Raw genomic sequence first — 24,213 nt, forward strand, 5'->3', positions numbered from 1 at the left:
CTGCGCCTGAAAAACAGCGACTACTGCATAATGGCTTTGCATATATGCAAACCCTGGAGGATGGGAGGTATGGCGTTGCAGGCAAATTGGGACGATCTTCGTCTGCTGTTGGCGGTCTCGCGGCGTGGCAGTTTTCTTCAAGCTGGCCAGTTGCTGGGGATCGCGGCGTCTACCGTGTCCCGTCGCCTGACCCAGCTGGAAGCGGCCCTGGGTGAGCCGCTCGTTGAACGCGGCGTTGAAGGTTGCTGGTTGACCTCGCGGGGCCAAGCCCTGGTGGACGTCGCGGTGGCAGCAGAGGCGGGCTTGAGGCGTCAGACGGCGGCGGAGTTGTCCGGGGAACACGCAGCGCTATGTGGCAGCGTGCTGGTCAGTGCCGGCGAGGGGTTTTCTTCTTGTGTGTTGGACGCCGCGAGCCGGTTTACGGTCCTGCATCCGCGCTGTTCCGTGGAGTTACTGGTCGCCACCGACTTTCACAAGATCGTCCGCGGGGTGGCGGATATCGCCATCCGCACAGCGCACCTGGGCGAGCCATCGTTGATTTATCGACCCATCGGCAAGCTCGCCTATGGCGTCTTCGCTGAGGCCGGGTACCTGAAGCGATCTCCCGGGGTGACCCTGGCTACGGCGGTCAACATCGCCTTGCTTCCTCCGCTGGATATGTTGCCTCAAATGCGTGCCGCAAAGGCTGCGGGCCTGGACCGTGCGCAAATCAGCGTGAACTCGTTCGCCGTCCAACTGGAGTCGGTGCGGCAAGGCATGGGCGTGGCTGTACTGCCGCGTATTCTGGCGAAGGGCCTGACGGAGTTGTTCCCGGAGCTGGAACTTCCAGAGATGGAGGTCTATCTGGTAACCCGGCCTCAGGCGTTGAAACAGGCGCACATCAGATGTTTCTTTGACATCTTGGAGCAGGTGTTGCTCGAAGTCCTCTGCGTCGGCACGCATCAAAGGGCGAGCTGACAACGTCGCAGTGCGGATCGCGAAGGCATACCGAGGCCTGGCAGGCGAACACTCCAACGAGACCCTGGCGCAGCACCTGGGATTTGCGTCGGGGGATTCCTTTGGTCATTGGTTTCGGCGCATCACCGGCAGCAGCCCAGGCAAGGTACGTAGCTCCTTGCAGGTTGCCAGCGCGTAAGTGCGGCCGCTGGCCCCATGAACCCGCGCCCCTGAAGGGCGCGCGCTCATTTCTCGCTTGACCGCTCAACGGGCAAAAAACGAGGCGCGCAAGGCTCATCCGGCGATGTACAGCCCGCCGTTCACGTGCAGTACTTCAGGGATGGTGATGTTTGTATTCCTGGCTCACGCCGCCATACCCATACGCACTGGCCCTGCAATCGATGAGGTGGATGTTGGAGTGTGGATGCAGGTTGCCGATTTCCTCGGCCAATAGCGCGAAAGCCTCACGCTGAAAGCGCGCCTTCTGCGCTTTGGTGTTTGTCTCATCGGTGATGGTGACCTCCAGCCGGAACGAGTTGTAACCCAGTTCGGCCAGCGAGCAACTGTTGATGAACCATTGCTCATGAGGCACGAAATGCACCATCACCAGCGTCTGCTCCGGGCGTTTCTCCAGCACGTCGCAGGTTAGCGCGGTGAGCTGGGAAACGATCCCCTGGACTCGCGCAAGGTCAGGTTGGCCAGAGATTTTGAGTGTGATGCCGGGCATGTTGGAGTCCTCGTCGGAAGTAAATGTCTGGCTCAGAGTAAGGAGTGGCTTGAGTGCTGAAAAGCCGGAAGATATGATCGTATCCTTCGGAAAAACGGCAGGATGAGCATGCGCCCCTTTGATCTCGAACTTTTGCGAGCCTTCGCGGTTGCGATGGAGTCAGGCAGCCTCGCGCAGGCGGCGCCTAAGTTGTGTCGGTCGCAGTCGGCGTTAAGCGAGCAATTGCGCAAGCTCGAGGCCTTCACCGGGGTTACGTTGCTGGAGCGGGGTAAAAAAGGCGTCAGGCCGACACCGGCTGGCGAACGCTTATTGGTCCACACACGCGACATGCTCGCCTTGAGTGAGCGTGCCCTTGAAAGCGTGCGTGGCGTGACCTTTGTCGGCGAGTTGCGGCTGGCTATCACCGACTACTTTCTGCCCAGCTCGATCGCCGACCTGTTGAAGAAACTGCGAGTGCGCTATCCGCACCTTCGCCTGCATGTGTCGGTACGCAAGAGCATGCAAATCGAGAGCGGGGCAGATTCAGGCGACTTCGATATCGGCCTTTCCATGCGAATTCTCGACGGGCGTAGCCTGCCCGAGGGCTTGCCGGTGCGACGGGAGGCGTTGCGTTGGGTGTCGGTCGCGGGGTTCGAGGCTGAGCGGGAGGAAAACACCCCGTTGCCACTTTTGGTACTGCCGCAGGGGTGCAGCCTGCAGCGCCTCGCCAGAGAGACCTTGGAGGCTCACGAGGTGCCTTATGTGGTTGCGCATTCGGCGTCCGGCGTCGCGGGGCTGCAATCAGCGTTATTGGCAGGTTTGGGCGTCGCTTGTCTGAATGCGTCCGCAGTACCGATGGGCGCGCAGGTCTGCCAGTCGGCGCACCATTTACCGGGATTGCCGGATGTTGAGTTCAGCCTGTTGCCCCCTCGTCCTGGCGAATCGCCCTTGGTCGGGGCCGTCAGGGAAATGCTTGCGAGCCAGTTCAGTTAATCGTCCGAGAAGCCAGCAGCGCCGCTAGGGCGCTACGGGGGCGTTGCGAAATGCATGCACTGCGTCAGGGATTGGCACTGAGATTCGGGCCTGTCAGCCGGAACTCTTGAAGGGAAAAAAGGAGTGACTATGCATAAAGAAATCTGGATGAAACGTTACCGCGTAAAGTTGATTGCCGTCGTTTGTCTCATCGTGGCTATCGCGTTGCTTGTTCTCGCGCGGCTTGACACTTATGGTCTGGATCGCAGAGCCAGCGAACCGTTTGCTTTCGACGCAAATGGGCTGCGCCTGGCCGGCACGCTCTGGCTGCCCGACCGTGCGGCAACAGCGGCAGTGGTTCTGGTTCACGGGGATGGCCCCCAGGATCGCACGTCGCAGCAGGGTTACGATCCACTCATCAACGCGCTTCTCGATGCCGGCATTGCGGTTGTTTCGTGGGATAAACCGGGCGTTGGGGATTCGCCGGGGAATTGGCTCAGCCAGTCGATGACGGACCGCTACGTGGACGTGCGCAGCGCGTTGTCTGCCCTGCGCAGTAAGTTGCCAGCAATCCTTGTCGGTGCGCTTGGGTTTTCACAAGCCGGCTGGGTACTGCCCCGCCTGGCGTCGGGGGATGCGGACTTTCTGGTGCTTGTCGGGGGCGCGGTATCCTGGCAAAGACAAGGTGACTATTACACGCGGACGCGGTTGCAACGCACGGGGATGTCCGAGCCCGACATCGACGCAACGATGGCTCGGATCGCCGCCGCCGATGAGCGTTTGTTTGCCTCTGCGCAGGTGCCGCCGGTTGCCCTTCTGGACGGCATGAGCGCAGAACGCTGGGCGTTTGTGCGGCGCAATCTTCACGAAGACGCAACCGGTGCCTTGGAAAAACTCGACATTCCGCTGCTTGCGCTGTGGGGCGCGGACGATCTGAATGTCGATCCCGAAGCCAGCGCAGCCCTCTACCGAAAGGCGCTCGGCGGCAACCATCCCGCCAACCGGATTGAAGTCATACCGGATGCAACCCATGGGCTGCTCAAGGCGGCGGCTTACAACACGCAACTCACCAGCGAGTGGTCCTGGTTCACCACGATGAGGTTCCTCATGGAAGGTCGTCTTGCCTACGCTCCAGGCGCCCTTGAAACGATAAACGCGTGGGTTCACGCCAGAGCCAGCCAGTGAATGCACTGGCGGCCAGCGTTGGCAATCAACGCGTGCGGGCAACCACTCGACAAGCGATGTTGGAGCATCAAGGCTCTTGAGTTTCGAGACGCCGTTTAAACGCGTCGAGCGCAGTACTGATCAACGGGCCCATCACCGGGTCGGCGGCAATGCCCTCGGCGCTCGACTGGCTGGACAGGAGGTTAACCGTGATTGACGCTTGCTCGATGATGCTCGCCGACATCGTTTCCAGGACCAGCCGCAATGCCGCTTGCGCGTGGCTGGCTCTGGGCGATGCGTTGAACAGCGCGACAGGCTTGCCCGGAAACTCTTCACTGCTCACCAGCCAATCGAGCATGTTCTTGAATGCGCCGGGAATACCTCGAGCGTACTCGGGGCACGAAACCAACAGCCCATCCGCCTGCCCGATAATTGCGCGCAACGCCAAGACTGACTCGGGGGGATTCTCGAGCAGGTCCGGGTTGAAGTGAGGCAATTCAGCGATGCCTTCGTAATGTGCGACCTGTACCTCTTCGGGGCATAGATGCTCAACTGCGCGTAGCAAAATTGAGTTGGAAGAGGCCTGACGCAGACTTCCCGAGACAGCAAGCAAACGCACCATTTCAACACCGTTCGTGATTCGTGAGTCGGTGAAGTTTCGCACGAGCTGAGCTTCGTTCACCATTGCGGCATAGCCATCCAGCGCTCAGCGGGGAGCTTGGCGGCACCCGATGTTGAGGTCTCGACCTCTCGGTGCCGAGACCCCAACCACACTGAAGCCGGACGCAATATCCGGTTTTAGATCCAGCGTCGGAACAGCACGCTGGCGTTGACCCCGCCGAAACCGAAGCCATTGGACAGCGCATATTCCATGGGCAGGTGCTGGGCCTGGCCGCGAATCAGGTTCAGGCCTTCGGCAGCGGCATCCGGAGTTTGCAGATTGAGTGTCGCCGGAACTACCTGATCGCGCAGCGCAAGTACGGTGAAGATCGCCTCGATCCCCCCCGCAGCGCCCAGCAGGTGGCCAGTGGCGGACTTGGTCGAACTGATCGCAAGGCCGCTGTCTGTGCCGAACAGGGCTTTGATTGCCGCGAGTTCGCCTTTGTCGCCCACCGGGGTCGAGGTGGCGTGGGCATTCAGGTGCTGAACCTGGGATGCGTCCACGCCGGCTTGGCGCAATGCCTGTTGCATGGCGCGGCGGGCGCCGTCGCCATCTTCGGGCCCGGCGGTCATGTGGTACGCGTCGGCGCTGGTGCCATAGCCCACCAGCTCGGCGATGGGTGTGGCGCCGCGTGCCAAGGCATGTTGCAACTCTTCGATGACCAGCAGGCCGGCGCCTTCACCCATGACGAAACCATCGCGGGCCTGATCGAAGGGGCGCGAGGCGCGCTCCGGGGTGTCGTTGTAATCGCTCGAGAGGGCGCGTGCGGCAGCGAAGCCAGCCAGGCTGACCCGGTGAATGGCCGCCTCCGTCCCGCCGCAGAGCGCTACGTCGATTTCCCCCGCGCGAATCATCCGTGCAGCGTCGCCGATGGCCTGGACGCCCGCCGCACATGCGGTCACCGGAGCCCCCAGTGGCCCCTTGAGACCATGGCGGATGGAGACATGCCCGGCGGCCATATTGCTGAGAAATGACGGGATGGTGAAGGGTGACAGGCGCCGTGGCCCCTTGCTATCAGTCGTCCGCACGGCTTCGGCAATCGCCGGAAACCCGCCCACGCCCGAAGCGATGATGGTGGCGGTGCGCTCCTGCGCCTCTGGGGTTTGCGGCGCCCAGCCGGCCTGTGTCAACGCTTCATGGGCCGCTGCCAGGGCGAACAGAATGAAGCGGTCCATCTTGCGCTGTTCTTTGGGGGCCAGCAGTAGATCCGGATCGAAGCCGGCCTCCGGGTCTTGGATGCGGTCGGGAACCTGGCCACCGATGCTGATCGACAGATCGCCGATCAGCTCCGGTGGCAACCGGCGGATCCCCGACTGCCCTGCCAGCAGGCGTTGCCATATTTGCTCGACTCCGCAGCCAAGTGGGGTCAGCGCGCCCATGCCTGTAACGACGATGCGTTTGTTCATGATGATCCAGTTCTTTGTGCTTAAGGGAGGGGTAGCGACATATGGACGTCACTATCATTATGAAAGTAACATGCCTGGCCACCAAATGTTCGAACCCCGTAAGGAACTGTCATGCAACGCAAGACCCTCATTCATGCCGAATGCCCGATCGCCCGTAGCCTGGAACGGGTTGGCGAGTGGTGGAGCATTTTGATCATGCGCGACGCCCTGCATGGCCTGCGACGCTTCGAGGAGTTTTCCCGCAGCCTGGATATCGCCCCGAACATGCTCACCAGACGCTTGAACTCGCTGGTGGAGGCGGGCCTGCTCGAGCGTCAGCCTTACAGTCAGCGCCCGCTGCGTTACCAGTACGTGCCGACGGCCAAGGGCGAAGATTTCCGCGTGGTGCTCATGGCCTTCGTGGCCTGGGGCAATCGCCATTACGCGCCAGAAGGGGAAAGCGTGCAGATTGTCGAGCGGGAGACGGGGCGGCCGGTGCTGCCGATGATGGCGGATGTCGCCGATGGCCGTCTTGTGCCCCTGGACCAGTGCAGCGTGCAGGCCGGACCCGCGGCCAGCGCGGGCATGCGTCAGCGGTTCGGGTGCGTGGCTGACCGGATTGAGTGAGGCGCCGTGCAGCGGATGAGTGCGGCACTCAAGGGCTGCCAGCGGTTAGAACTCACTGGCGCAGTTGTTTTGGCGAGGTGTTCAACAGGCGGCGCATGAGTCGCCGCAGGGCCGTGGCATCTTGGTATCCCACCTGCACGGCGATAGATTCAACGGAGTACCTGCTGGTTTCCAGCAGCACGCGGGCTCTGTTCAATTGCACGCGTTGGATCAGATTGCGAGTTGAAAGACCGGTTGCTTTTCGAAGGTGCCGCGACAGCGTTCGCTCAGACATGCCGACGTATGCCGCAAGGCTTGGCACACTGGGCGGATGGGGCAGGCGTGCTTCGATGTAGGCGGTGAGGTTGGCGACCAGCGTATTGCCCTGGGCCATGATTGCCGGATTGATGAAGGGGGACTGCAATTGCCGGCCATCGAGCAGCAGAGCCTTGCCCACCGCGTCGGCGAGTTCCGGCGACAGACGTCTGCGCAGCAGGTGCAGCATCAAGTCGGTTTGTGCGAAGGCTGCACCGGCGGTCGTCAGCGGCGGATCGCGGAGCACCATGACGTTGGGGTCGACAATGCAGTCAGGCGCCATGCTCGACAGCCAAGGGGCGAGCCACCAGGAAGTCGTCACCCGTCGCCCCGTGAGCAACCCGGCGGCATGCAGGAGAAAGACCGCCGAGCATGAGGCGGCAATCTCCTTGCCTTGATTCACATGTGCCTTCAGTGCTGGCAGGGCCCGAAGGACCACGTCTTCCTCAAGCCGCTGCCGCAGCACGTCGAAGTCGCTGATGCCAAGGCCCGGAATGACCCAGCAGGAGTTGTCCTCGACATCTGTGGTCAGCGCGTCAACCTGCAGCAGCATGCCTTGGCCCAGCGTAATCAACCCTGGCTGCGGCCCACACACGCGCCAGCGCGGCACGGCAAGGCCGCGCCGCTGCGCAAGTATTGCGGCGGTGTCGAGGATGTCCAGGGTGGCTGCGACGCTCGAGGCGAACGCCCCGGGAAAGACGAGGACAGTGAAATCGTACATTGTCCGATTATGCCCGAAAGAAGACGAATCGGTCACTTATCGAGGGAAGGGATAACTGGCCCAATGGCGCCTCCAGTTAACCGCGAGGTTTCGCCATGCCAAACATCCTGATCAAGGTGCCTACCGGCGCTTTCAACCTGCCACAGCGCCACCAGTTGCTTCGAAGCGTGAGCGACGTGGCGATGATTAATGAACACATGGGCGATGCCCCTCAGCAACGTATGTTGTGCTGGGTGTTGATTGAGGAAGTGCAGGCCGATCAATGGCTGTGCGGAGGCGTTGCTCCTCATGCCCAGGTTGTCCCGTGCATGGTCATCGTCAAGGTGCCCGCCGGCGTCCTTGATGCACCGATGCGCCAGCGCTACGTGAGTGAACTGCATGGCGCCCTACAATCGAACCTGGCGGCGGGGGATCAGCGCCGGTTGCTGAGCTCGATACAGATCGAGGAGGTTGTCGACGGAACGTGGGGGGCGAACGGTGAGATCTGGCATTTGGCCGACTTCACCCGTGCAGCCGGATACGGACATCTCGCTGACTAACGATAGGCGCCCGCCAGAAAGCGTACACCTGTACGCTTATTCGTCCCCCGGTCGAACCGTCGGTTGTTTCAGTCCCTGTCGAGAAAAACGGTTGGCGGTAGTGTTGCGATTCGCGGTGGGGCAGGGGGGGATGCTCGCCTGCCGCCAGCTCGATGCTGAACCTGCGTCACATCCCTGACCGCACCGCGAGCCGCGTTCGATGTCAGTGCCGCGTAGGCCTGAAGTGCCGCCGACACTTTTCGCGCCCGTGCGGCGGGCTGCCAGGCTTGCCCTTCCTTGGCATCCATCGAGTGGTAACGCTGGTTCAACGTTGCCTCATCGACCCTCAGTTCAACGGAACGGTTGGGAATATCGATCTTGATCACGTCCCCTGTTTCCACCAGGCCTATCAGTCCACCTTCCGCCGCTTCCGGTGAGACATGGCCGATGGACAGGCCCGAGCTGCCGCCCGAAAATCGCCCGTCGGTCAAAAGCGCGCAGGACTTGGCCAGCGCTTTGGATTTGAGATAGCTGGTGGGGTAGAGCATTTCCTGCATACCAGGGCCGCCCTTGGGGCCTTCGTAGCGGATGACCACCACATCGCCAGGCACCACCTGGTCGCCAAGGATGCCAGCCACCGCCGCCTCCTGACTTTCGAAAACCACGGCTTTGCCTTCGAACACCAACATGGAGGGGGCGACGCTGGCTGTTTTGACGATACAGCCCTCCGGCGCCAGGTTGCCAAACAGCACCGCGAGGCCGCCGTCCTTGCTGAAAGCCTGTTCAGCGCATCGGATCGCGCCCGTTGACCGGTCTGTGTCCAGGTCATCCCAGCGCGCTGACTGACTGAAGGCTCGCTGGGTGAGGGCATTGCCCGGCGCGGCGCGGAAAAATGTCTGTACTTGCTGGTCTGGGCTACGGGCGATGTCCCAGCGATCCAGCGCATCTTTCAAGGTGGGCGCGTGGATTGTCGGAAGGCTTGTGTCGATCAAGCCTGCGCGGTCCAACTCGCCAAGGATCGCCATGATGCCACCGGCGCGATGCACGTTCTCGATGTGTACATCGCTGCAGGCGGGCGCGACTTTGCACAGCCACGGGACTTGGCGAGACAGCCGGTCAATGTCGGCCATGTTGAACGCCACGCCGCCTTCGCGCGCAGCTGCCAACAGGTGAAGGACCGTGTTGGTCGAGCCGCCCATGGCGATGTCCAGGCTCATGGCGTTTGCAAACGCCGCGCGGTTGGCAATGTTGCGCGGCAACGCACGTGCGTCGTCCTGTTCATACCAACGTTTGGCTAACTCGACGATCAGCCGCCCGCTCTGGCGAAACAAGCCCTCACGCTCAACATGAGTCGCCAGCACCGTGCCATTGCCGGGCAATGCCAGGCCAAGCGCTTCCGTCAGGCAGTTCATTGAGTTGGCGGTGAACATGCCGGAGCATGAGCCGCAGGTGGGGCAGGCGGCGCGTTCGACCGCGGCGACTTCCTCGTCGCTATAGGCGTCATCGGCGGCGATCACCATCGCGTCGATCAAGTCCAGAGACTGGCGCGTGCCGTTGATTACCGCTTTCCCCGCCTCCATCGCCCCGCCAGAAACGAACACGGTCGGAATGTTTAGGCGCGTGGCAGCCATCAACATGCCGGGGGTGATTTTGTCGCAGTTGGAGATGCACACCAGCGCATCGGCGCAATGCGCGTTGACCATGTATTCAACGGCATCGGCGATCAGTTCCCGCGAGGGCAGTGAATAGAGCATGCCGTCATGGCCCATGGCGATACCGTCGTCGACGGCGATGGTGTTGAACTCCTTCGCCACGCCACCGGCCGCCGCCACTTCGCCGGCAACCAGTTGGCCGAGGTCCTTGAGGTGTACGTGGCCTGGAACAAACTGCGTAAAGCTGTTGGCGATGGCAATGATGGGTTTGCCGAAGTCGTCATCGGTCATGCCTGTGGCGCGCCACAGGCTGCGGGCACCGGCCATGTTGCGGCCATGGGTAGTGGTTCTCGAACGATAAGCGGGCATTGAGTCCTCCTGGGCTGACGGTATGGACTCAGGCTAAAGATCGGTTGGATGGCTGTGAAATATATTATTTAATGCTTATTAAGTCTCTGGAGGTATAAGGAATGGATGTTCGCCAGCTCAGGCATTTTGTCGCTGTCGCCCAGACGTTGCATTTCAGCCTGGCAGCGCAACGCCTGTGCATGACCCAGCCGCCGTTGAGCCAGTCGATCATGGCGCTGGAGCGCGAAGTCGGCGCCTCGCTGTTTGTACGGACCAAGCGCAGCGTGGCGCTGACCCCGTTCGCCGAGCAATGGCTACCTCAGGTGCGGGCCGCGCTGGGGGCTATCGATGCGCTGGGTCATACAGCGCAAGCCATCCTTCGCGGCGATGCCGGCGGGTTGGAGCTGTCGTTTGTCAGTACCGCTGACTACAGCATTCTTCCCGTGCTGGTCCAACGGTTCCGCAGCCTGTACCCGGCGGTGGAACTTTCGTTGATGGAGGCTACCAGTGATCTTCAGATCGCTGCGCTGCTCGAGGGCAAGGGGCACGCAGGCATTGTCATTGCCAACCCGTGGGCCACGATCCCCGATCAATTGGCCTACCGGTCTTTGGTCGTCGAGCCACTGATTGCCGCTGTGCCGCAAGCGTGGATGGCGGACGGGCGCCTGGTCGATGTGGAGGGCCGGTTATCTTCGGACGCGATGATATCTTGCCCGCTGGTGGTCTTTCCCAGGCGTGCGGCACCGGCGTTCTATGACCTGGTCACCGGCTACTACGCCGCGTGCGGCGGTAGCCTGCATATTGCCCAGCACGCTATTCAGATGCAGACGATCATTAGCTTGGTATCGGCAGGCATGGGCATCGCGCTGGTGCCGGCGTCATTGCGCCATCTCGCTCGCTCGGGGGTGCGCTATCTCGCTTTGGAAGATAATGCGCCGCATCTGGAAACAGGCCTGGTTTACCGCCGCGACGATACGACACCGACGCTTGCCAACTTCCTGCACATGGCCAGTCAATTGCTCGAACTGGACATGAGTTGATCCTAGGCCGGGCGAGTGAGGTTGTTAACCTGTGGCCGCATGGTTGGGCAATCAACGCCTGGGATTAAAGGGAATTAATACCGATGTGGTTTTTTCTTTCGTTTGCCAAGAGGCCAGATGAGGCGCCTGCTGAGCGAGCGCAGCCGTTTGAACATCCCAACGGCTTTCGCGAGATGACATCGTTGCGCGTTATCATGCCCGACCACCACGCGTTTTCGACCGCTGCCACCTGCGCAAACCAGCTGAAAGGATTTGAAATTGTTCAGGGTGATGAACACCTGCTCTTACTGGAAATCGATCATGGCGCCAGCGGCCAGGCACACGATTTCCGTCCCGGGTTGCCGATGATTGTGAACTGGTGATGCATTGGCCTGGAGGGCCCGTTCTATCTTGATGATCTGGAGCCCACGGTGGTCGGCGCTGCCATAGACCGTGCGGTGGGTTACAACACGGGCAATGACGAATATCACCCGACGGCGGGGGATTTCCCTGGATGCAACATGACGCCGATGTACGTGCTAGTCCGTGCTCGATAGTTCGAAATTGGCGAATCCATAGAGTTTATTGGTGAGAGAGTCAATACCGGTGTCGGGCTGTTTGCATATTTTTAGAGTGTGTTCAGCTGATGTTCAGAACTCGCATGCTAGTTGATTAGTTGAGTCAATAGGTCGCATGTTGTTTAACAACTTTTCACTGTTTTTGTCTGGATGGCGCAAAAAGCAAAATGCTAGCCTGCGAGTTTTTTGGGATAGCAGGTCCACATGAAAGTGCTAAAGGAAATGGCTGTAAAAAAGCCATGCTCATTTATTTTTATATTGACATTTCTCATATTCGCAGTGTTGCAATACAAGCCTGCTGTGCTCAATTACACAACGCGCTTTGTCGATTTTGCTCAATATATGCTCGCGCATGGGGTGACGCTGTTTCCAATTGCGGATGATCTGCGGCCATATCCCGATTACACGGTGATCAATACGCTCCTTGTTTATCTGGTTTCTTTGCCGTTTGGTCGTGTATCGATTCTTTCAATGGGCCTTCCTTTCTGTGTTGCCGCGGCCTTGATGCTGGTGTTTGTTTACAAGCTCGGTGCATTGCATGAGAAAAAATGGGGCGCATATGGTGTTGTGTTTGCCCTGTTCACCTGGTCATTTCTGGACGGCGTGAACTCCTTGGCACTGGATATATACCCCGCGCTTTTTACAGTGGTGTGTTTTTATCTGGCCTACACGGGAGAGGTATACAAACAGCGTTTTCGCTTGCTGCTTGTGCTCGCGGGCCTTGCGCTGGGCTTTGCATTTCGTGGCCCTATTGGTCTGATCGGCCCTGCCAGTGTGGTCGCCGCTTATTATTTTTTGAGCAAGCAATGGCGCATGCTGGTTGTGTTTTGCTTGCTGGCGGGCTTGGTCCTGGCCACAGGCATTGCGGTGCTGACATGGGCTGCCTACGTACAAGGTGGAGACGCGTTTCTACAAGAGGTATTGATCATGCAAGGGTTGGGGCGGTTTGGCAGTGATCACTCGTCCCGTTATTACTTCTATTTCTCTGCCGGCTTGCTGACCTATGGCGTAACAGCTCTTATCGCTTTGAACGTTATCGTCAAGAAGGGGAAGTGCTTTTTTGAACGCTCACCTGATCCGGCCACGAACATGCTCTTGTATCTCTCGGGCTGGCTCCTTGTGGTGATCGTACTGTTCACGATTCCAAGCTCCAAGAAGGCGCGTTACATACTTTCAATTACACCCGCTATTTCCTTGTTGGCTGCCTACATCTTCGTGGATCGCAGCGCTCTCTTTGCAAGTACCCGAGACAAACTGCTGAGGTTTTGCTTAAACCTGCCAGTGGTTGGCCTGGGAGTGTTACTGCTCGCGTTTATTCATGGTCTGTATGCGGCGACTCCACTTCAGCCGAACTATCTCGGTGCGTCCATGGGGTTGATTGCCCTTGTTGCCGTTAGGCCCTGGATGGTGACACGTTTCAGCGTGCATCCACATCGTGAATTTGTGATTTTCTCTTTTGGTGCTGTCGCCTTCCTTATATTGGACATGTTTTTCTTTAACTCGGTTACTTACCACCTGGAGTTGGCCAATGAGCCGACACCCAAGTTTTTGCCGTATTGGTTTTGGTGAGGTCTACGGTCAAAGGGGTACTGAGTTGCAGCAACTTCAGCTTTGATGCTACGGCCAGGATTAGACAACAGCTGGGGGCCAGTTGAGAGCGCTGTAAGCGCAGTCAGTTCAGTAACACGATTAAGGCGTCGGCCGGCCGAAGTCTCACCTCGATATTGTCTGCCACGCCTTCAAGGAAACTCATGGGAGTGAAGTGCGTCGAAGCAATGTGACTATGGCCATCGATAATTGTTAGTCCGCTGCTGCGCTCAGACTCGTCATTCATCGTCCCCCTGCTGCTTGCGCAGGAAGCGTGCGTAACGTTCCATCATTTGCCTGACAACACCATCACTGTTGCGGTCGACGCCAAAAACGTAGCGGGGGAAATCCAGTTCTTTCTGTACGTTCCAGATCTGCTCGTGCTGGTCAGGGGAAAAGTATTGCGCCGGATCGCCCACGGCGACCCAGCCAATCGGCAGTGTCGCGCCGGCTTCTACCCTGGTTCTGATATGCACCACAGCATTGATGCGAACCTCCGCGCCTTTGCCGATGCAAGCACCGTTAAAGACCGAGGCGCCGGTCGCGACAAACACTTCATCGTCGATCCTGCAGCCGCTCAAATGACTGTGTGGCCCTACCATCACATGGTTACCGATATGGCAATCATCATGGGCCGTACTGCGAATTACCGCATTTTCCATGATGATGCAGTTCTCTCCGATCATCAGCGTACCCCCTTCTGCAACGAGGACCGCGCCATGACCTACAACGGTACCCGCTCCGATAGAGATATTGCCTTCCAGGATAGCGCTCGATGCAATCCGCGCCGTGGCGGCGATTTGCTGGCGTACAGCGGAGTTCGGTTTGGCTTTGTCAGGCATACAATGCTCCCGTGATTCCATTCAGTTACTGTTTTTCTCCAGAAACGAACAATACCCCGATCCCCGCCCAGCCGCCTGGGCTCTCGATACTTTCCTTGATCGCAGCCATTTCACGCTGAGCCTGTTCGAGTTCGGCTTGCGGGATCACTTCCATCTTGTAACCAAAGACCAGGTCACAAAATGCCGTTGCACCAATCAGCGACGTGGACACCAGTAACATGCTGCAGCGGATGTCACTGTAGCCGGTTTCCTCAAGGTAATTTGCCAGCTTGCTGCCCACATGGCGATCACCGCCGCGAGCGGCCTGAGCCCGTGCAACACGGGCCAGGAAAGATTGCAGCTCGGGAGGTTGAGGCGCTGCGCCGAACCAGCGGTCGTCGATGTCGCAAATACAGAGTCGTCCACCGATAGCGAGACTCCGGTGGATGTTGCGCAACGCACTCAATGGGTCGGATAAATGCTGGAATACCATCCGCGCATAGCTGAAGTCGTATTGCCCTGGTTCGGTCAGGGCGTCGTCATAGCGATTGCATTGACGAACCTGTGCGTCGTTGACCCCCGCGCTGGAGAGCTGCGCGCGCGTTTCCTTGATACTGGTTTCATTGCAGTCAAGTGCCAGCAGCCGACGGGGAAGGGCACGAAGCGCAATCTGAGTCGTGATTATTCCCTGACGAGTTGTGCGTAGTAAGCATGTAGAACTGCTTTGCGGCATCAGATTGACCAGTTGTCCGTCCTCCAGAAACGGCGCAGCGATGTCCGCAGGCATCAGTGTGTAGCCGAGGCTGGCCAGTACAGCATCCTGAACCATGGGTAATGACGGCACATAGTGACAAGGAAATCGCGCGATCGAGACCCCGAGCAGCTCACGAAGGCATGCGCTATGGCCAGTGGATGAACTTCAAAGCCATCAAGCGCATCGGCAACGACCGATACACATCCTTGCACGTCACCGCGTTTGAGGATATTCAAACTAGAGCATCGATCATCCGAGATGATTTCTACGCAAACCTGCTCAGCGCGCATCAGTTCGATCAGTAACGGCGCGAACCATGTATTGAGTGAGTCGGGATGTACGCCAATGGCAACTTTTGAGCTCATACTGCTTTTGTGCGAGAGCAACTTAAGAACATCATGTTCAAGCGAACGCAAGGCCGAGGCGTGCTGTAGTAAAGCCTGGCCTGCCGACGTGGGGTGAATGGGCCGTTCTCGAATAATTAAAATGGTTGAAAGAGAGTTTTCCAGCGACTTGATCCGTTGCGAAATAGCGCCGCCGGTAATATTAAGGGCCGATGCAGCACGCTCAGAGCTCTTATGTTCTATGACGCAGGCAAATGCTTCCAACTGTTGGCGATCCAGCGTGTCAACCTTCCTGTGAACCAGCGTTAATAACGTTAAAAACGCGTGGTCATGAACATCCGTGTACTCATGGCAGTATTGCCATCACATACATTTCACACTGGCCGTAATCCGAAAAGCCGGATCGATTGAAGCAGGAAGACTAATGCGGGGAACTCGCCCCGGTTGAACCAAATCGCAAGTCGTCAACTATAATTGACTGTCGAGTTTGTATTCTCTCTATAAATTGGAAGCCGTTCAGGCGGTAGATTCATAAATCAGTCTCCTCAGCTCAACAGATCATCGAGGGCTGAACGGAACAACGCTTGCGGATATTGTCATCGAAACGCAGATGAATATCGCGGACGTCAGCCGGCAGTGGGAGTGGCGTATCACCACTGACCACCACCAGGATTTGGCTCTGAGTCACTTTCCCAACCTTCGCCGATCGCGACCAGCCGCCGGCGACCCAGCTGTGAAATTCGCCACATCTAGAACAGGCGGGTTTCATGTGCGCTGAACGGCTGACCCTGCATGATTGCTGTAAGCGTATGGCGAATTCAGTATCGGCCTCAGCCCGCGAACCTGGTTCCCGTTCTAAGCACAGGCTCTATTTTTTTCCGTATAGAGCGCATCGAAGTTGACGGGGGCCAGCATCAGCGGCGGGAAACACCCCTTCAGCATGAGGGTGTCGAGGGTTTCACGAATATAAGGAAACATGACCAGAGGGCAGGCGGAGTTGAGGGCTTCATCCAGTTTTTGCTCGGGGAAACCTTTGATCACAAACAGTGCGGCCTGGTCGACCTCGACCAAGAAGGCGAGAATACCGTCGTTTTTTGCGGTGACCGATATGGACAGCACCACTTCATAGATGCTATCACCGATCGATTCGTGGCTGACATTCAAATCCAGGCTGATCTCAGGTTTCCAGTTCTGCTTGAAAACCTTCGCCGCATTCGGCGCTTCGAAGGATGAACTTTTAATATAGATTTTTTGTAATGCGAAGAACGGTTGTTCGGCGCTGTGGGTATTTTTATTTTTATCCAACATGTCACACCTCATAATGCATTTTAGTTTATTAAACAGGCTTGCAACGGGAGGAATCTTGGGAATACTCCGGCCGGAGTCCGGCCGGGGTATCACTTAGGGCGGACGCCGATTAAGCGTTCACGGGGGCGGGCAGATCCAGCCAATCAAACAAGGCTTTCAGATCCGGCTGGAAGTCGTGAATGACCGGATACCAGGGCGTGGGGGCCTCGATATCGTGCATCACTCCACAACTTGGGCAATAGTATTCACGATAGACCTGCCAATTGGTGTCTGGGGCCATCAGCGTGGGATAAACTTCCTGCATCTTCTCTTTGCTGTCACGCACGTAGATCAGCGCATTGAGCTTCCAGTTTTTTTGGTAATCGCCATACTCATGACCACAGGAGCATTTGGTGACAAGTTTTTTATCTTGCTGGGTTTCTGCCAGAAACAGGTGAGGACCAAAGGGCATGATGATCTTATCATTCCAGGATACCTGCTCCTGCAACACGGCAACGTAATTGGCATAGCGCTCTTTGTCCTTGGGCAAAGATAACATGCGGTGCAGAGTATCCCAGTCCAAATCCCCTTTGACCAAATCGGACACTTGTTTTTTGGTATAAGTTGACATAATCAGTCTCTCTTTTATTTTTTGAATTGTGAGATGCCATTGAAGAGGACGCTCAGGCATCCCCTTCGTAGACAATCACTGTTCGGTCATGATCACGGGGTGAACATCGGGTAATTCGCTCAGATCCATATGGTGTTTGGCGCCAAACATGGGTATATCGAGTTCTTCCTCTTTCAATTCCCAGCTGGCCGGCAGATCCCAAAACGTTTTGAATTCGGCGAGGAACTTCTCTGACAGATAAAAGCTGGAGGCGAACATCTGCTGGACCTGGACCGATGCCTTCTTATCCAGAATTTTCTGACGCTCCTGCTCCATCCATTGATGGGTCAGTTGGCCCCGGGCGATCCGCTCCTGGCGGATCGCCTGCCGGCGTGCCGCCGTTTTCTTTTCATCTACTATCCAGTCGCCGGCTTTGTTCTGGGAGATCACTACGCCGTAAACCTTTTGGGCAAATTCCGGCAGCACGAAGTTCTGGTTGAGGTCTTCGGCGACCGCCGCCGGATCGCGATCCAAGGGATCACCGAAGCCCGGACCGCCACGCAGGTAGTTGAGGTAGAGATCGCCATTTTCGAAGATCGTTTCGGTGGTGATGCACTGCTTATCGCGCTTAACCCGCGCACCGGCGTCGAGGTGTTTCTCGAATTCGCAGGCGCCGGGGTCACGATCTTTACCCAGGGGCAGCGACTTGCCCGCCTTGATGCGATCCAAAAGACCGGTGTTATGGGCTTCGAAGCGGTAACCGGTCGCGGCCGGATAACCGCCCATCAGCCCCCAGTCGCTGTTCATATAGCCGTTGCCCATAAAGAACATGGTCCAATCGGCGGAACCCCAGACCATGCGCAGGGTTTCGAATCCGAGACCGCCGCGGTATTTACCGTAACCGCCGGTATTGGTCTTGATGGTCCGTCCCATATAGAGCAGGGGTTCGGCCAGTTCCCAAATCTCGATATCGCCCATGTCCCCTTCGGGATTCCAGATTGCCGCGGCGTGATTCAGGCCATCCTTGACGGCGCAGGCGCCCGTGCCGCAGGCCGCGGTTTCGAAGCTGTTGACGGCATGGATCTCGCCTTCCTGGTTGATACCGCCACCCTGGAGCCAGTTGCAGGGGTTGGAGTTGCCCGCGTTGACCTCCTCCAGATAGCCGCGGCCGAAATAGGTCCGGCTCACGCCGCGCCACAGGGAACTCCAGGAAGAGACCAGGAAGTGCCAGGCATCGGCGTGGGCGGTACGGCGGTCATCCGGATTGGTCCAGGTGCCTTTGGGCATCCGGAATTCGGTGGCGTAACGGGCACCGTCATTGATCCGCTCGGTGGGCACCAGGGACTGGGTCATCATGACCCAGATGCCGCTGGTGAAGGCCACCGGGTTGGCATTGTAGGTGTGCCAGCCCCAGCGGCTGCAGCCCTCGAAATCGAGGCGCCAGGTGGCGTCGGGTTTTACCGTGATTTCGCAAGGGGCATGCATGATTGTATCGATCTTGGCGAAGGGCGGAACGACCACATCTTCGTGCATATAGGGCACGTCCACAAAGGCGACGGTGCGGATCTTGCCGGGAATGGTCATTGCCTTGATCCGGCTGATGAGCCCGCGCCGGCCATCCTCGATCACTTCCGTGGCAAATTTTGTATAGGCGGCGAGACCCTCTTCACGGACCGTCTCCTCGACCAGATCGCGGATCATATGGCAGCCGGCGATACGGGTCTTCTCGTCCAGGATCCAATACTTGGGGGTGCGCACATTGCGCTGGCTCTCGTGGAGCCAATCCCGCAGCGGTGTGTCATTGATGCCAGTCTTACGACAGGTGATCTGCACTCCGTCACCGAAGCGCTGGACCTGGCCGTTGGACATGGAGCCCGGGCCCACCGCGCCCACATCGATGACGTGGGTCACGCCGCCAACCCAGCCGATCAACTGACCTTCATGGAAAATCGGTACGATGGTGGCGATATCGCAAGGGTGAACGTTGCCGATCTGGCAATCGTTGTTGGTGAACATGTCACCTGGGTTAATTCCGGGGTTAGATTCCCAGTTATTCTGAATCATGTATTTGATGGCGGCGCCCATGGTCCCCACATGAATAATGATTCCCGTGGAGGTGGCGATACAGTCCCCCGCCACGTTATAGAGGGTAAAGCACAGCTCCCCCTCCTGCTCGACGATGGGCGATGCCGCAATCTTCTTGGCCACTTCACGGGAATTGACCAACCCCGCACGGAGCTTGGAAAAGATCCGTTCATAACCGATGGGGTCCGACTCTTTAAATTCCAGCCGTTCCAAGCCGTTGTAGTACCCGGTTTTTTCCGTGCGTTGCAGAATCAGATTGCGATAATCATTGAGCGTTAGTCCGCTATCCAGCAGTTTTCCCGCCTGGACATAGGTTTCTTGAATAGTCATGAGAGGTCCTCTACTTGTTATATTTATAATTGGGTAGTTAGCATTCGATCAGATGGAACAGACGGTTCACATCCAGGAAAGTCTGGAATCCCGGCGGTATAACGTAAGTAGTGGCATCGGATTCGATGACCGCAGGACCTTTTATTTCGTTACCGGGCTTGAGCTTTTCCATATGATAAATAGCGGCGTCGACCCACTCTTTTTCGTAATAGAAGGGCCGGGTACCCAAGCGTGATTCAGGAGGTGGAGTAGGGCCGGCTTCCGGCTCCTCCGGAATATTCGGTTTCTTGGTTTCCACGGAGCCACGCATGATGGCGCCGGTGATCCCGTAACCCAATTCCGGCGATCGCGCGGCGTCGGCGTAAACCCGCGCGTAGGTATCGTTGAACGACTGCACCAGGTCGTCCCAGTCCTCGGCACCGGACAGTTCCGCCACCGGCGAATCGATTTCCAGATCGTTCAACTGCCCCAGGTATTGCATGGAGTAACCGGGGGTCAGAGTGACCTCCTCGTCCTTGAAACCGTTGATCCGGAATTCTTCCAGAACCTTGATGCGCAGTTCGTTCCAGGCTGACTGCAGGGTGGTAGTTGCCGCGGTGATATCCTCGGTGGTGGACTTCTCGTTGATACCGATATCGACACTTTTGTCGTAGCGATACTCGAAATCGGCGGTCGCACAGCCGAAGGCGGAGAAGCCGGCCGCCCAAGCGGGCACGATGGTCTCCTTGAAGCCCAGCCCCTTGGTATAGCCATAGGCATGCACGGGACCGCCGCCGCCGTAAGAGAAGCAGACGAAGTCGGAGGGGCTGTAGCCCTTGCCGGTGATCATGGCGCGCAGATGCTGGCGCAGGGAGAGATCCAGCAGCTCGATGACCCCGGCGGCAGCGTCCTCCACCGAGAGCCCCAGGGGGCGGCGATCTGACGCTTAATCTCGCGCCGCGCCCGCTCGACATCCAGTTTCAGGATCCCGCCGAGGAAGTTCTCGGGATTCAGATAGCCGAGGATGATGTGGCAGTCGGTCACGGAGACGGTATCGAGCCCCCCTTCCGGCCAGCAGGTACCGACCTTATAGCCCGCACTGTCCGGCCCTAGCTTGATGGCATTGGCATGGGGGTCGATGCGCACGAAGCTCCCGGCGCCGGCACCGATGGAGTCCATCGCCACCAGCGGCAGAGAAAGCACCAGGCGCGCCATATCCCCGTCTTTATGGATGGCGAAATTGTTCTTGGTGATCAGCGCCATGTCGAAGCTGGTCCCGCCGATGTCGGAACAGGCGATATTCTCGTAGCCAAGTTTTTCACCCAGAAATTTGGCCCCGATCACGCCGCCGATCGGTCCCGATACTAAGGATCGTGCCAGCTCTTTGGCTTTCCAGCTGATGGTGCCGCCATGGCTGGCCATGACCCGCAGGTCGAACTGGCCGCCGACATCCTTCATGCTGTTGCTGATGGTCCCCAGGGTGGCGCGGGATGGTTCGGCCGCGTAAGCCTCCAGGATGGTGGTGTTGGTGCGATGGCTTTCCTTGCGCATCGGGTAGTAGTCCACGGAGGCGAACACCGGGATCTCGACCCCCATCTCCCGGGCGACTTCCTTGCAGACATCGCGGACGGCCTTTTCGTGATGCCCGTTCAGGTAGGAGCTCAGTAGACTAATGACGATCGTCTTGCAGCCCTGCTCGATCAGTTCCCGCGCGGCCTCCCGGGCCTCGTGGAGGCGCAGCGGAATCACCACATTGCCCTTGGAGTCGATCCGTTCGGTGACGCCGCGGGTGTCCTTGATGCTCACCAGGGGATCGTCATAGCGATGGGTATTGAGGTGAATGCGATCCTCGAAGGCGTAACCCAGATAGCTCTGGACGGCGCGCCCCATACGGTGAAAATCTTCAAATCCCTTGCTGACGATCAGCCCGGTACGCAGCCCCTTGCGTCCCACGACGCGGTTGAGCATGGCGGTTCCCGAGAAGACGCAGGTCACCATTTCGGGGAAAACATCCTCCACCGTTCTATCCCAATGGGCCAGGGCGTCCTTGCTGGACTCCAGCACCGCCTGGGATTCGTTGGCGTTACTCTGCGCTTTGCCGACGACAAACGTCCCGTCGGCCCGCACAAAAAAGGTATCAGTCATAGTGCCACCGGCATCAATACCGAGGACTTCTACTGGATTCGCTAATTGATTCAAAGTTATATCCTCTAATTATTCTTATTGCGGATTGCTGACGCTGTTTGCCCGTTCCCGATCAGGAGCGGCACATGAGGTCATCCAAACCCACCGGCCTGGACAACTGCTTGAATACATAGCAGCGGTTGTGCCAACAAAAAATAAGCCAACAAAAACAATAGAAAACATTCGTTTTTTTAAAAAAACCAACTTTAGTGGATGGTATTGCGTTCGAAAATCGGTCGCCTATCGACCGCTAATCGAACTCTTCCAGGTAGTAGCGTTGGGATGAGAAAGAAGGAGTGCATCATCGGCGCAGATTTGGCCTGAACCAACAATTGTAAATAGGTCAAGGTGGGGTCAAGCTAAGAACAGCTTCTCTAATAATAAATAGAATTAAAGGGGTGACTATCATGAAGCAGAACCCGCCATTACGCAGATCGGTGGCTGTTGAGCAACCCGGGCGCATCGCCGATGCGCGGGAACGGTTACTGAGCATCGGCACCCTTCCCGACGAAACCGTCCGCTCGGTGATCAAAGCCTCGTGGCAACGTTGTGTCTCTAAAGAGGTGAACCCCCTGGTGGCCAAACAGGCCATCGACCTCAAGAGTGCGCAATTGGAGAAGATCCGGGCCGCTCACCAGGAGCTGATCTGTGCCTCGGAAACCATCATGCGTGATGCCCACGATCTCTTGGCCCAATCCGGCACCATCATGCACCTGGTGGCCCCTTCCGGCGTGATCCTGCGCAGCCACGGCGATCCGAAGACGCTGGAACTGGCCAATCAATTCCGGCTCGTGCCCGGCGCCAACTGGGCCGAGAGTGTTGCGGGGACCAATGCCATAGGTACGGCGCTGCGTATCGGCTCTCCGGTGCAGGTACACGCCTACGAACATTTCTGTGCAAACATCAGCAACTGGACCTGCTCCGCCGCCGTCATCAGGGATCCCTTCGAAAACAAGGTGCTCGGCGCAGTCAATATCTCCGGGCTCAAGAACACCCAGCACGATTACTGTCTGGCGCTGGCCGTCTCCGGTGCCCACCGTATCGAAGGGCAACTGGCTCACCTGCTGCTGTCCAAGCGCGAACTGCTGTTGGGCGAAACCCTGGGGCGCTTCACGTCCCCTGGCAATGACGGCCTGTTGCTGATGGATCTGGAGGGGCGACTGGTGCGCGGCAATGGGCACGCGGAGCGTGTGCTGGCGGCGCACGGCATCAAGCTGGACCTTACCCCCTATAGTCCCGTCCTCTCCCTGAACGGGGAGGGGCGTCTGGCGCCACGGGTGGAACTGATTCTGCCGCGGTTAGCGCGAGAATGGATCGAGCCGGTCCGCCACCGTGGAGAAACGATCGGTTACTTCGCGGTGATCCCCTTTCCCAGACCGCGCACTACGCGCGTGGAGAAGGACGACAAACGCACCCAGGAGACGCCCCGTCATGCTGGCTTTTCTCGCTTGATCGGCCAGAGCCCGCTGTTTCTCAAAACCGTACAGCAGGCGCAACGCCTGGCCAAAGCGCCCATCCCCATTTTGCTGCAGGGCGAGACCGGCGTCGGTAAGGAGCTGTTTGCCAACGCGATGCACGAGGCCGGCCCCCATTGCGAGGGCGCCTTCATCGCCCTCAATTGCGGCGGCCTGTCCCGTGACCTGCTAGCGGGAGAGCTGTTTGGCTATGTGGAGGGGGCCTTTACCGGCGCCCGGCGTGGCGGGATGACCGGCAAGATCGAGGCCGCCAATGGGGGAACCCTGTTTCTGGACGAGATCGGCGAGATGCCCCTGGACCTGCAACCCCTGTTCCTGCGGGTGCTACAGGAGTTGGAAATCTGCCGGGTCGGTGAAACCCGTCCACGCAAGGTGAACTTCCGCCTGATCGCCGCCACCAATCGCGACCTGACCGAGGAGGTCGCAGCAGGGCGCTTCCGGATGGACCTCTACTACCGCATCTCGTCCATGACCCTGACCCTGCCTGCCCTGCGAGAACGACGGGGGGACACGACCCTGCTGGCCGAGCATATCCTGGCACGGCTGGTCGAACAGCATGGCGGCGTACCCAAGCGGCTGAGCCTGGATTTACAGACCGCGCTCGAAGGCCACTCCTGGCCCGGCAATATTCGGGAGTTGAGCAACCTGGTGACGGCCGCCTATTTCCTCTGCGATGGCGGCGAACTGACCCCCGCCGATTTGCCGGTGACCCTTTGCGCTTCGGCCGCTAGAGTTGAGGAAGCCAGTGACCATCCCCTGGAGTCGGCCGAGAAAGCGGTGATCGCCGAAGTCATTCTCGAGCAGGGCGGCAACCTGACCCGCGCGGCCAAGGCATTGAATATCGCCAAGAGCACCCTCTATAGCAAACTGAAAAAATATGACCTGCCCCGCCCCGACTGACGCATTAGGGGAGGGCGGAGTGAATAAAAATAAATCACTCCGACCCGAATGGCCCTCGGCTACCGGAAGTGAGGAGCCCCACCGCTATGCCGAAAGTAAAATCGGATAGGCTTGAAAGTGCATATTTTCGTCTACTCCGCAGATTCCCCTCGATGTGTTGGCTCACGAAGACACTGCCTTTCCGCTCCGCGGATGTTTGCGGAGTAGCGGCATGGCCGGTGTTAAAAAATGATCGCTATGGGCCAATTTCTGCCTGTCGTTACCGGCAGCAATGAA

The 24,213-nt window shown here is 58.3% G+C and carries 22 protein-coding genes and 1 pseudogene; 9 read left to right on the plus strand and 14 right to left on the minus strand.

Going from position 1 to position 24,213, the window contains the following annotated elements:
- Positions 1-69: 69 nt before the first annotated feature.
- Positions 70-957: a LysR family transcriptional regulator gene (locus C5F70_RS28810; RefSeq protein ID WP_104904413.1), complete on the plus strand. Its 888-nt coding sequence runs from the start codon at positions 70-72 to the stop codon at positions 955-957.
- A 313-nt stretch (positions 958-1,270) separates the two neighbouring features.
- On the opposite strand, the gene C5F70_RS28820 is transcribed toward C5F70_RS28810, so the two are convergent.
- Entirely contained in the window at positions 1,271-1,663 is a 393-nt protein-coding gene (locus C5F70_RS28820; protein ID WP_017847336.1) for a 4-oxalocrotonate tautomerase, read from the minus strand.
- A 108-nt stretch (positions 1,664-1,771) separates the two neighbouring features.
- On the opposite strand from C5F70_RS28820, the gene C5F70_RS28825 reads away from it, so the two are divergent.
- Together C5F70_RS28825 and C5F70_RS28830 are read left to right on the plus strand one after the other, a co-directional pair.
- Positions 1,772-2,635, plus strand: coding sequence for a LysR family transcriptional regulator (locus C5F70_RS28825; protein WP_104904414.1), 864 nt, complete (start codon positions 1,772-1,774; stop codon positions 2,633-2,635).
- A 129-nt stretch (positions 2,636-2,764) separates the two neighbouring features.
- The gene (locus C5F70_RS28830; protein WP_104904415.1) at positions 2,765-3,799 is read left to right on the plus strand and encodes a S9 family peptidase; all 1,035 of its coding nucleotides are present in this window, start codon (positions 2,765-2,767) and stop codon (positions 3,797-3,799) included.
- A 67-nt stretch (positions 3,800-3,866) separates the two neighbouring features.
- Here C5F70_RS28830 and C5F70_RS28835 read toward each other — a convergent pair whose 3' ends face one another.
- Positions 3,867-4,463 carry an NADPH-dependent FMN reductase gene (locus C5F70_RS28835; RefSeq protein ID WP_104904416.1) on the minus strand — a complete coding sequence of 199 codons (597 nt, stop codon included), beginning with the start codon at positions 4,461-4,463 and terminating at the stop codon, positions 3,867-3,869.
- A gap of 113 nt (positions 4,464-4,576) precedes the next feature.
- A complete protein-coding gene (gene fabF, locus C5F70_RS28840; RefSeq protein WP_046382015.1) occupies positions 4,577-5,845 on the minus strand; it encodes a beta-ketoacyl-ACP synthase II in 1,269 nt (422 codons plus the stop codon).
- Positions 5,846-5,956: 111 nt separating this feature from the next.
- On the opposite strand from fabF, the gene C5F70_RS28845 reads away from it, so the two are divergent.
- Positions 5,957-6,451 (plus strand): helix-turn-helix domain-containing protein, encoded by a 495-nt coding sequence (locus tag C5F70_RS28845; protein ID WP_104904417.1) that lies wholly within the window; start codon positions 5,957-5,959, stop codon positions 6,449-6,451.
- Positions 6,452-6,503: 52 nt separating this feature from the next.
- On the opposite strand, the gene C5F70_RS28850 is transcribed toward C5F70_RS28845, so the two are convergent.
- Positions 6,504-7,466 carry a GlxA family transcriptional regulator gene (locus C5F70_RS28850; protein WP_104904418.1) on the minus strand — a complete coding sequence of 321 codons (963 nt, stop codon included), beginning with the start codon at positions 7,464-7,466 and terminating at the stop codon, positions 6,504-6,506.
- Between the two features lie 95 nt (positions 7,467-7,561).
- Here C5F70_RS28850 and C5F70_RS28855 point away from each other — a divergent pair, with 95 nt between their 5' ends.
- Positions 7,562-8,005, plus strand: coding sequence for a tautomerase family protein (locus tag C5F70_RS28855; protein ID WP_017847343.1), 444 nt, complete (start codon positions 7,562-7,564; stop codon positions 8,003-8,005).
- 68 nt (positions 8,006-8,073) lie between these two features.
- Here the strand turns inward: C5F70_RS28855 and ilvD are convergent, their stop codons facing one another.
- A complete protein-coding gene (gene ilvD, locus C5F70_RS28860) occupies positions 8,074-10,005 on the minus strand; it encodes a dihydroxy-acid dehydratase (RefSeq protein ID WP_104904419.1) in 1,932 nt (643 codons plus the stop codon).
- Between the two features lie 101 nt (positions 10,006-10,106).
- Between ilvD and C5F70_RS28865 the strand changes: the two genes are divergently transcribed.
- The 3 genes from C5F70_RS28865 to C5F70_RS28875 all read left to right on the plus strand — a co-directional run bounded on the left by C5F70_RS28865 (position 10,107) and on the right by C5F70_RS28875 (position 13,150).
- Complete coding sequence (locus C5F70_RS28865; protein ID WP_017847345.1) at positions 10,107-11,024, plus strand: LysR family transcriptional regulator; 918 nt, start codon at positions 10,107-10,109, stop codon at positions 11,022-11,024.
- 83 nt (positions 11,025-11,107) lie between these two features.
- On the plus strand, positions 11,108-11,386 hold the full coding sequence (locus C5F70_RS28870; RefSeq protein WP_017847346.1) for a hypothetical protein: 279 nt from the start codon (positions 11,108-11,110) through the stop codon (positions 11,384-11,386).
- Positions 11,387-11,785: 399 nt separating this feature from the next.
- The gene (locus C5F70_RS28875; RefSeq protein ID WP_104904420.1) at positions 11,786-13,150 is read left to right on the plus strand and encodes a hypothetical protein; all 1,365 of its coding nucleotides are present in this window, start codon (positions 11,786-11,788) and stop codon (positions 13,148-13,150) included.
- A 257-nt stretch (positions 13,151-13,407) separates the two neighbouring features.
- Here C5F70_RS28875 and C5F70_RS28880 read toward each other — a convergent pair whose 3' ends face one another.
- The 9 genes and pseudogenes from C5F70_RS28880 to C5F70_RS31310 form a co-directional block, all read right to left on the minus strand.
- Complete coding sequence (locus tag C5F70_RS28880) at positions 13,408-14,010, minus strand: gamma carbonic anhydrase family protein (RefSeq protein ID WP_104904421.1); 603 nt, start codon at positions 14,008-14,010, stop codon at positions 13,408-13,410.
- Positions 14,011-14,035: 25 nt separating this feature from the next.
- A complete protein-coding gene (locus tag C5F70_RS28885) occupies positions 14,036-14,818 on the minus strand; it encodes a class I SAM-dependent methyltransferase (RefSeq protein WP_104904422.1) in 783 nt (260 codons plus the stop codon).
- The gene (locus C5F70_RS28890; RefSeq protein WP_158683896.1) at positions 14,776-15,351 is read right to left on the minus strand and encodes a LysR family transcriptional regulator; all 576 of its coding nucleotides are present in this window, start codon (positions 15,349-15,351) and stop codon (positions 14,776-14,778) included. The genes C5F70_RS28885 and C5F70_RS28890 overlap by 43 nt, the downstream gene beginning before the upstream one ends.
- Before the next feature lie 286 nt (positions 15,352-15,637).
- Positions 15,638-15,775, minus strand: a complete 138-nt coding sequence (locus tag C5F70_RS30720) for a hypothetical protein (protein WP_158683897.1) — start codon at positions 15,773-15,775, stop codon at positions 15,638-15,640.
- 167 nt (positions 15,776-15,942) lie between these two features.
- Positions 15,943-16,395: a protein-export chaperone SecB gene (secB, locus tag C5F70_RS28895; RefSeq protein WP_104904424.1), complete on the minus strand. Its 453-nt coding sequence runs from the start codon at positions 16,393-16,395 to the stop codon at positions 15,943-15,945.
- A gap of 109 nt (positions 16,396-16,504) precedes the next feature.
- Positions 16,505-17,005: an acetone carboxylase subunit gamma gene (locus C5F70_RS28900; protein WP_017847353.1), complete on the minus strand. Its 501-nt coding sequence runs from the start codon at positions 17,003-17,005 to the stop codon at positions 16,505-16,507.
- A 75-nt stretch (positions 17,006-17,080) separates the two neighbouring features.
- Positions 17,081-19,399, minus strand: coding sequence for a hydantoinase B/oxoprolinase family protein (locus tag C5F70_RS28905; RefSeq protein WP_104904425.1), 2,319 nt, complete (start codon positions 19,397-19,399; stop codon positions 17,081-17,083).
- Positions 19,400-19,436: 37 nt separating this feature from the next.
- Positions 19,437-20,114 (minus strand): hypothetical protein, encoded by a 678-nt coding sequence (locus tag C5F70_RS31305; RefSeq protein WP_371920081.1) that lies wholly within the window; start codon positions 20,112-20,114, stop codon positions 19,437-19,439.
- Positions 20,112-21,523 (minus strand): annotated as a pseudogene (locus C5F70_RS31310) (hydantoinase/oxoprolinase family protein); the annotation flags it as partial. The gene C5F70_RS31305 and the pseudogene C5F70_RS31310, both read right to left, overlap by 3 nt.
- 446 nt (positions 21,524-21,969) lie before the next feature.
- Here C5F70_RS31310 and C5F70_RS28915 point away from each other — a divergent pair.
- Positions 21,970-23,937, plus strand: a complete 1,968-nt coding sequence (locus C5F70_RS28915) for a sigma-54-dependent Fis family transcriptional regulator (protein WP_017847356.1) — start codon at positions 21,970-21,972, stop codon at positions 23,935-23,937.
- The last annotated feature ends 276 nt before the right edge of the window (positions 23,938-24,213 follow it).

Origin of the sequence: Pseudomonas sp. LH1G9 (assembly GCF_002949975.1) — a bacterium.
GTDB lineage: Bacteria > Pseudomonadota > Gammaproteobacteria > Pseudomonadales > Pseudomonadaceae > Aquipseudomonas > Aquipseudomonas veronii.

What these genes read in the sequence shown, in the direction of transcription:
- C5F70_RS28810 (WP_104904413.1), top strand. Translation starts at nt 70, where the DNA reads ATGGCGTTGCAGGCAAATTGGGACGATCTTCGTCTGCTGTTGGCGGTC.
- C5F70_RS28885 (WP_104904422.1), bottom strand. Translation starts at nt 14,818, where the DNA reads ATGGTTCAGGATGCTGTACTGGCCAGCCTCGGCTACACACTGATGCCT.
- ilvD (WP_104904419.1), bottom strand. Translation starts at nt 10,005, where the DNA reads ATGCCCGCTTATCGTTCGAGAACCACTACCCATGGCCGCAACATGGCC.
- C5F70_RS28825 (WP_104904414.1), top strand. Translation starts at nt 1,772, where the DNA reads ATGCGCCCCTTTGATCTCGAACTTTTGCGAGCCTTCGCGGTTGCGATG.
- C5F70_RS28855 (WP_017847343.1), top strand. Translation starts at nt 7,562, where the DNA reads ATGCCAAACATCCTGATCAAGGTGCCTACCGGCGCTTTCAACCTGCCA.
- C5F70_RS28875 (WP_104904420.1), top strand. Translation starts at nt 11,786, where the DNA reads ATGAAAGTGCTAAAGGAAATGGCTGTAAAAAAGCCATGCTCATTTATT.
- C5F70_RS28830 (WP_104904415.1), top strand. Translation starts at nt 2,765, where the DNA reads ATGCATAAAGAAATCTGGATGAAACGTTACCGCGTAAAGTTGATTGCC.
- C5F70_RS28850 (WP_104904418.1), bottom strand. Translation starts at nt 7,466, where the DNA reads ATGTACGATTTCACTGTCCTCGTCTTTCCCGGGGCGTTCGCCTCGAGC.
- fabF (WP_046382015.1), bottom strand. Translation starts at nt 5,845, where the DNA reads ATGAACAAACGCATCGTCGTTACAGGCATGGGCGCGCTGACCCCACTT.
- C5F70_RS28820 (WP_017847336.1), bottom strand. Translation starts at nt 1,663, where the DNA reads ATGCCCGGCATCACACTCAAAATCTCTGGCCAACCTGACCTTGCGCGA.
- C5F70_RS28835 (WP_104904416.1), bottom strand. Translation starts at nt 4,463, where the DNA reads ATGGTGAACGAAGCTCAGCTCGTGCGAAACTTCACCGACTCACGAATC.
- C5F70_RS28905 (WP_104904425.1), bottom strand. Translation starts at nt 19,399, where the DNA reads ATGACTATTCAAGAAACCTATGTCCAGGCGGGAAAACTGCTGGATAGC.
- C5F70_RS28870 (WP_017847346.1), top strand. Translation starts at nt 11,108, where the DNA reads ATGTGGTTTTTTCTTTCGTTTGCCAAGAGGCCAGATGAGGCGCCTGCT.
- C5F70_RS28880 (WP_104904421.1), bottom strand. Translation starts at nt 14,010, where the DNA reads ATGCCTGACAAAGCCAAACCGAACTCCGCTGTACGCCAGCAAATCGCC.
- C5F70_RS28900 (WP_017847353.1), bottom strand. Translation starts at nt 17,005, where the DNA reads ATGTCAACTTATACCAAAAAACAAGTGTCCGATTTGGTCAAAGGGGAT.
- C5F70_RS28915 (WP_017847356.1), top strand. Translation starts at nt 21,970, where the DNA reads ATGAAGCAGAACCCGCCATTACGCAGATCGGTGGCTGTTGAGCAACCC.
- C5F70_RS28865 (WP_017847345.1), top strand. Translation starts at nt 10,107, where the DNA reads ATGGATGTTCGCCAGCTCAGGCATTTTGTCGCTGTCGCCCAGACGTTG.
- C5F70_RS28845 (WP_104904417.1), top strand. Translation starts at nt 5,957, where the DNA reads ATGCAACGCAAGACCCTCATTCATGCCGAATGCCCGATCGCCCGTAGC.
- secB (WP_104904424.1), bottom strand. Translation starts at nt 16,395, where the DNA reads ATGTTGGATAAAAATAAAAATACCCACAGCGCCGAACAACCGTTCTTC.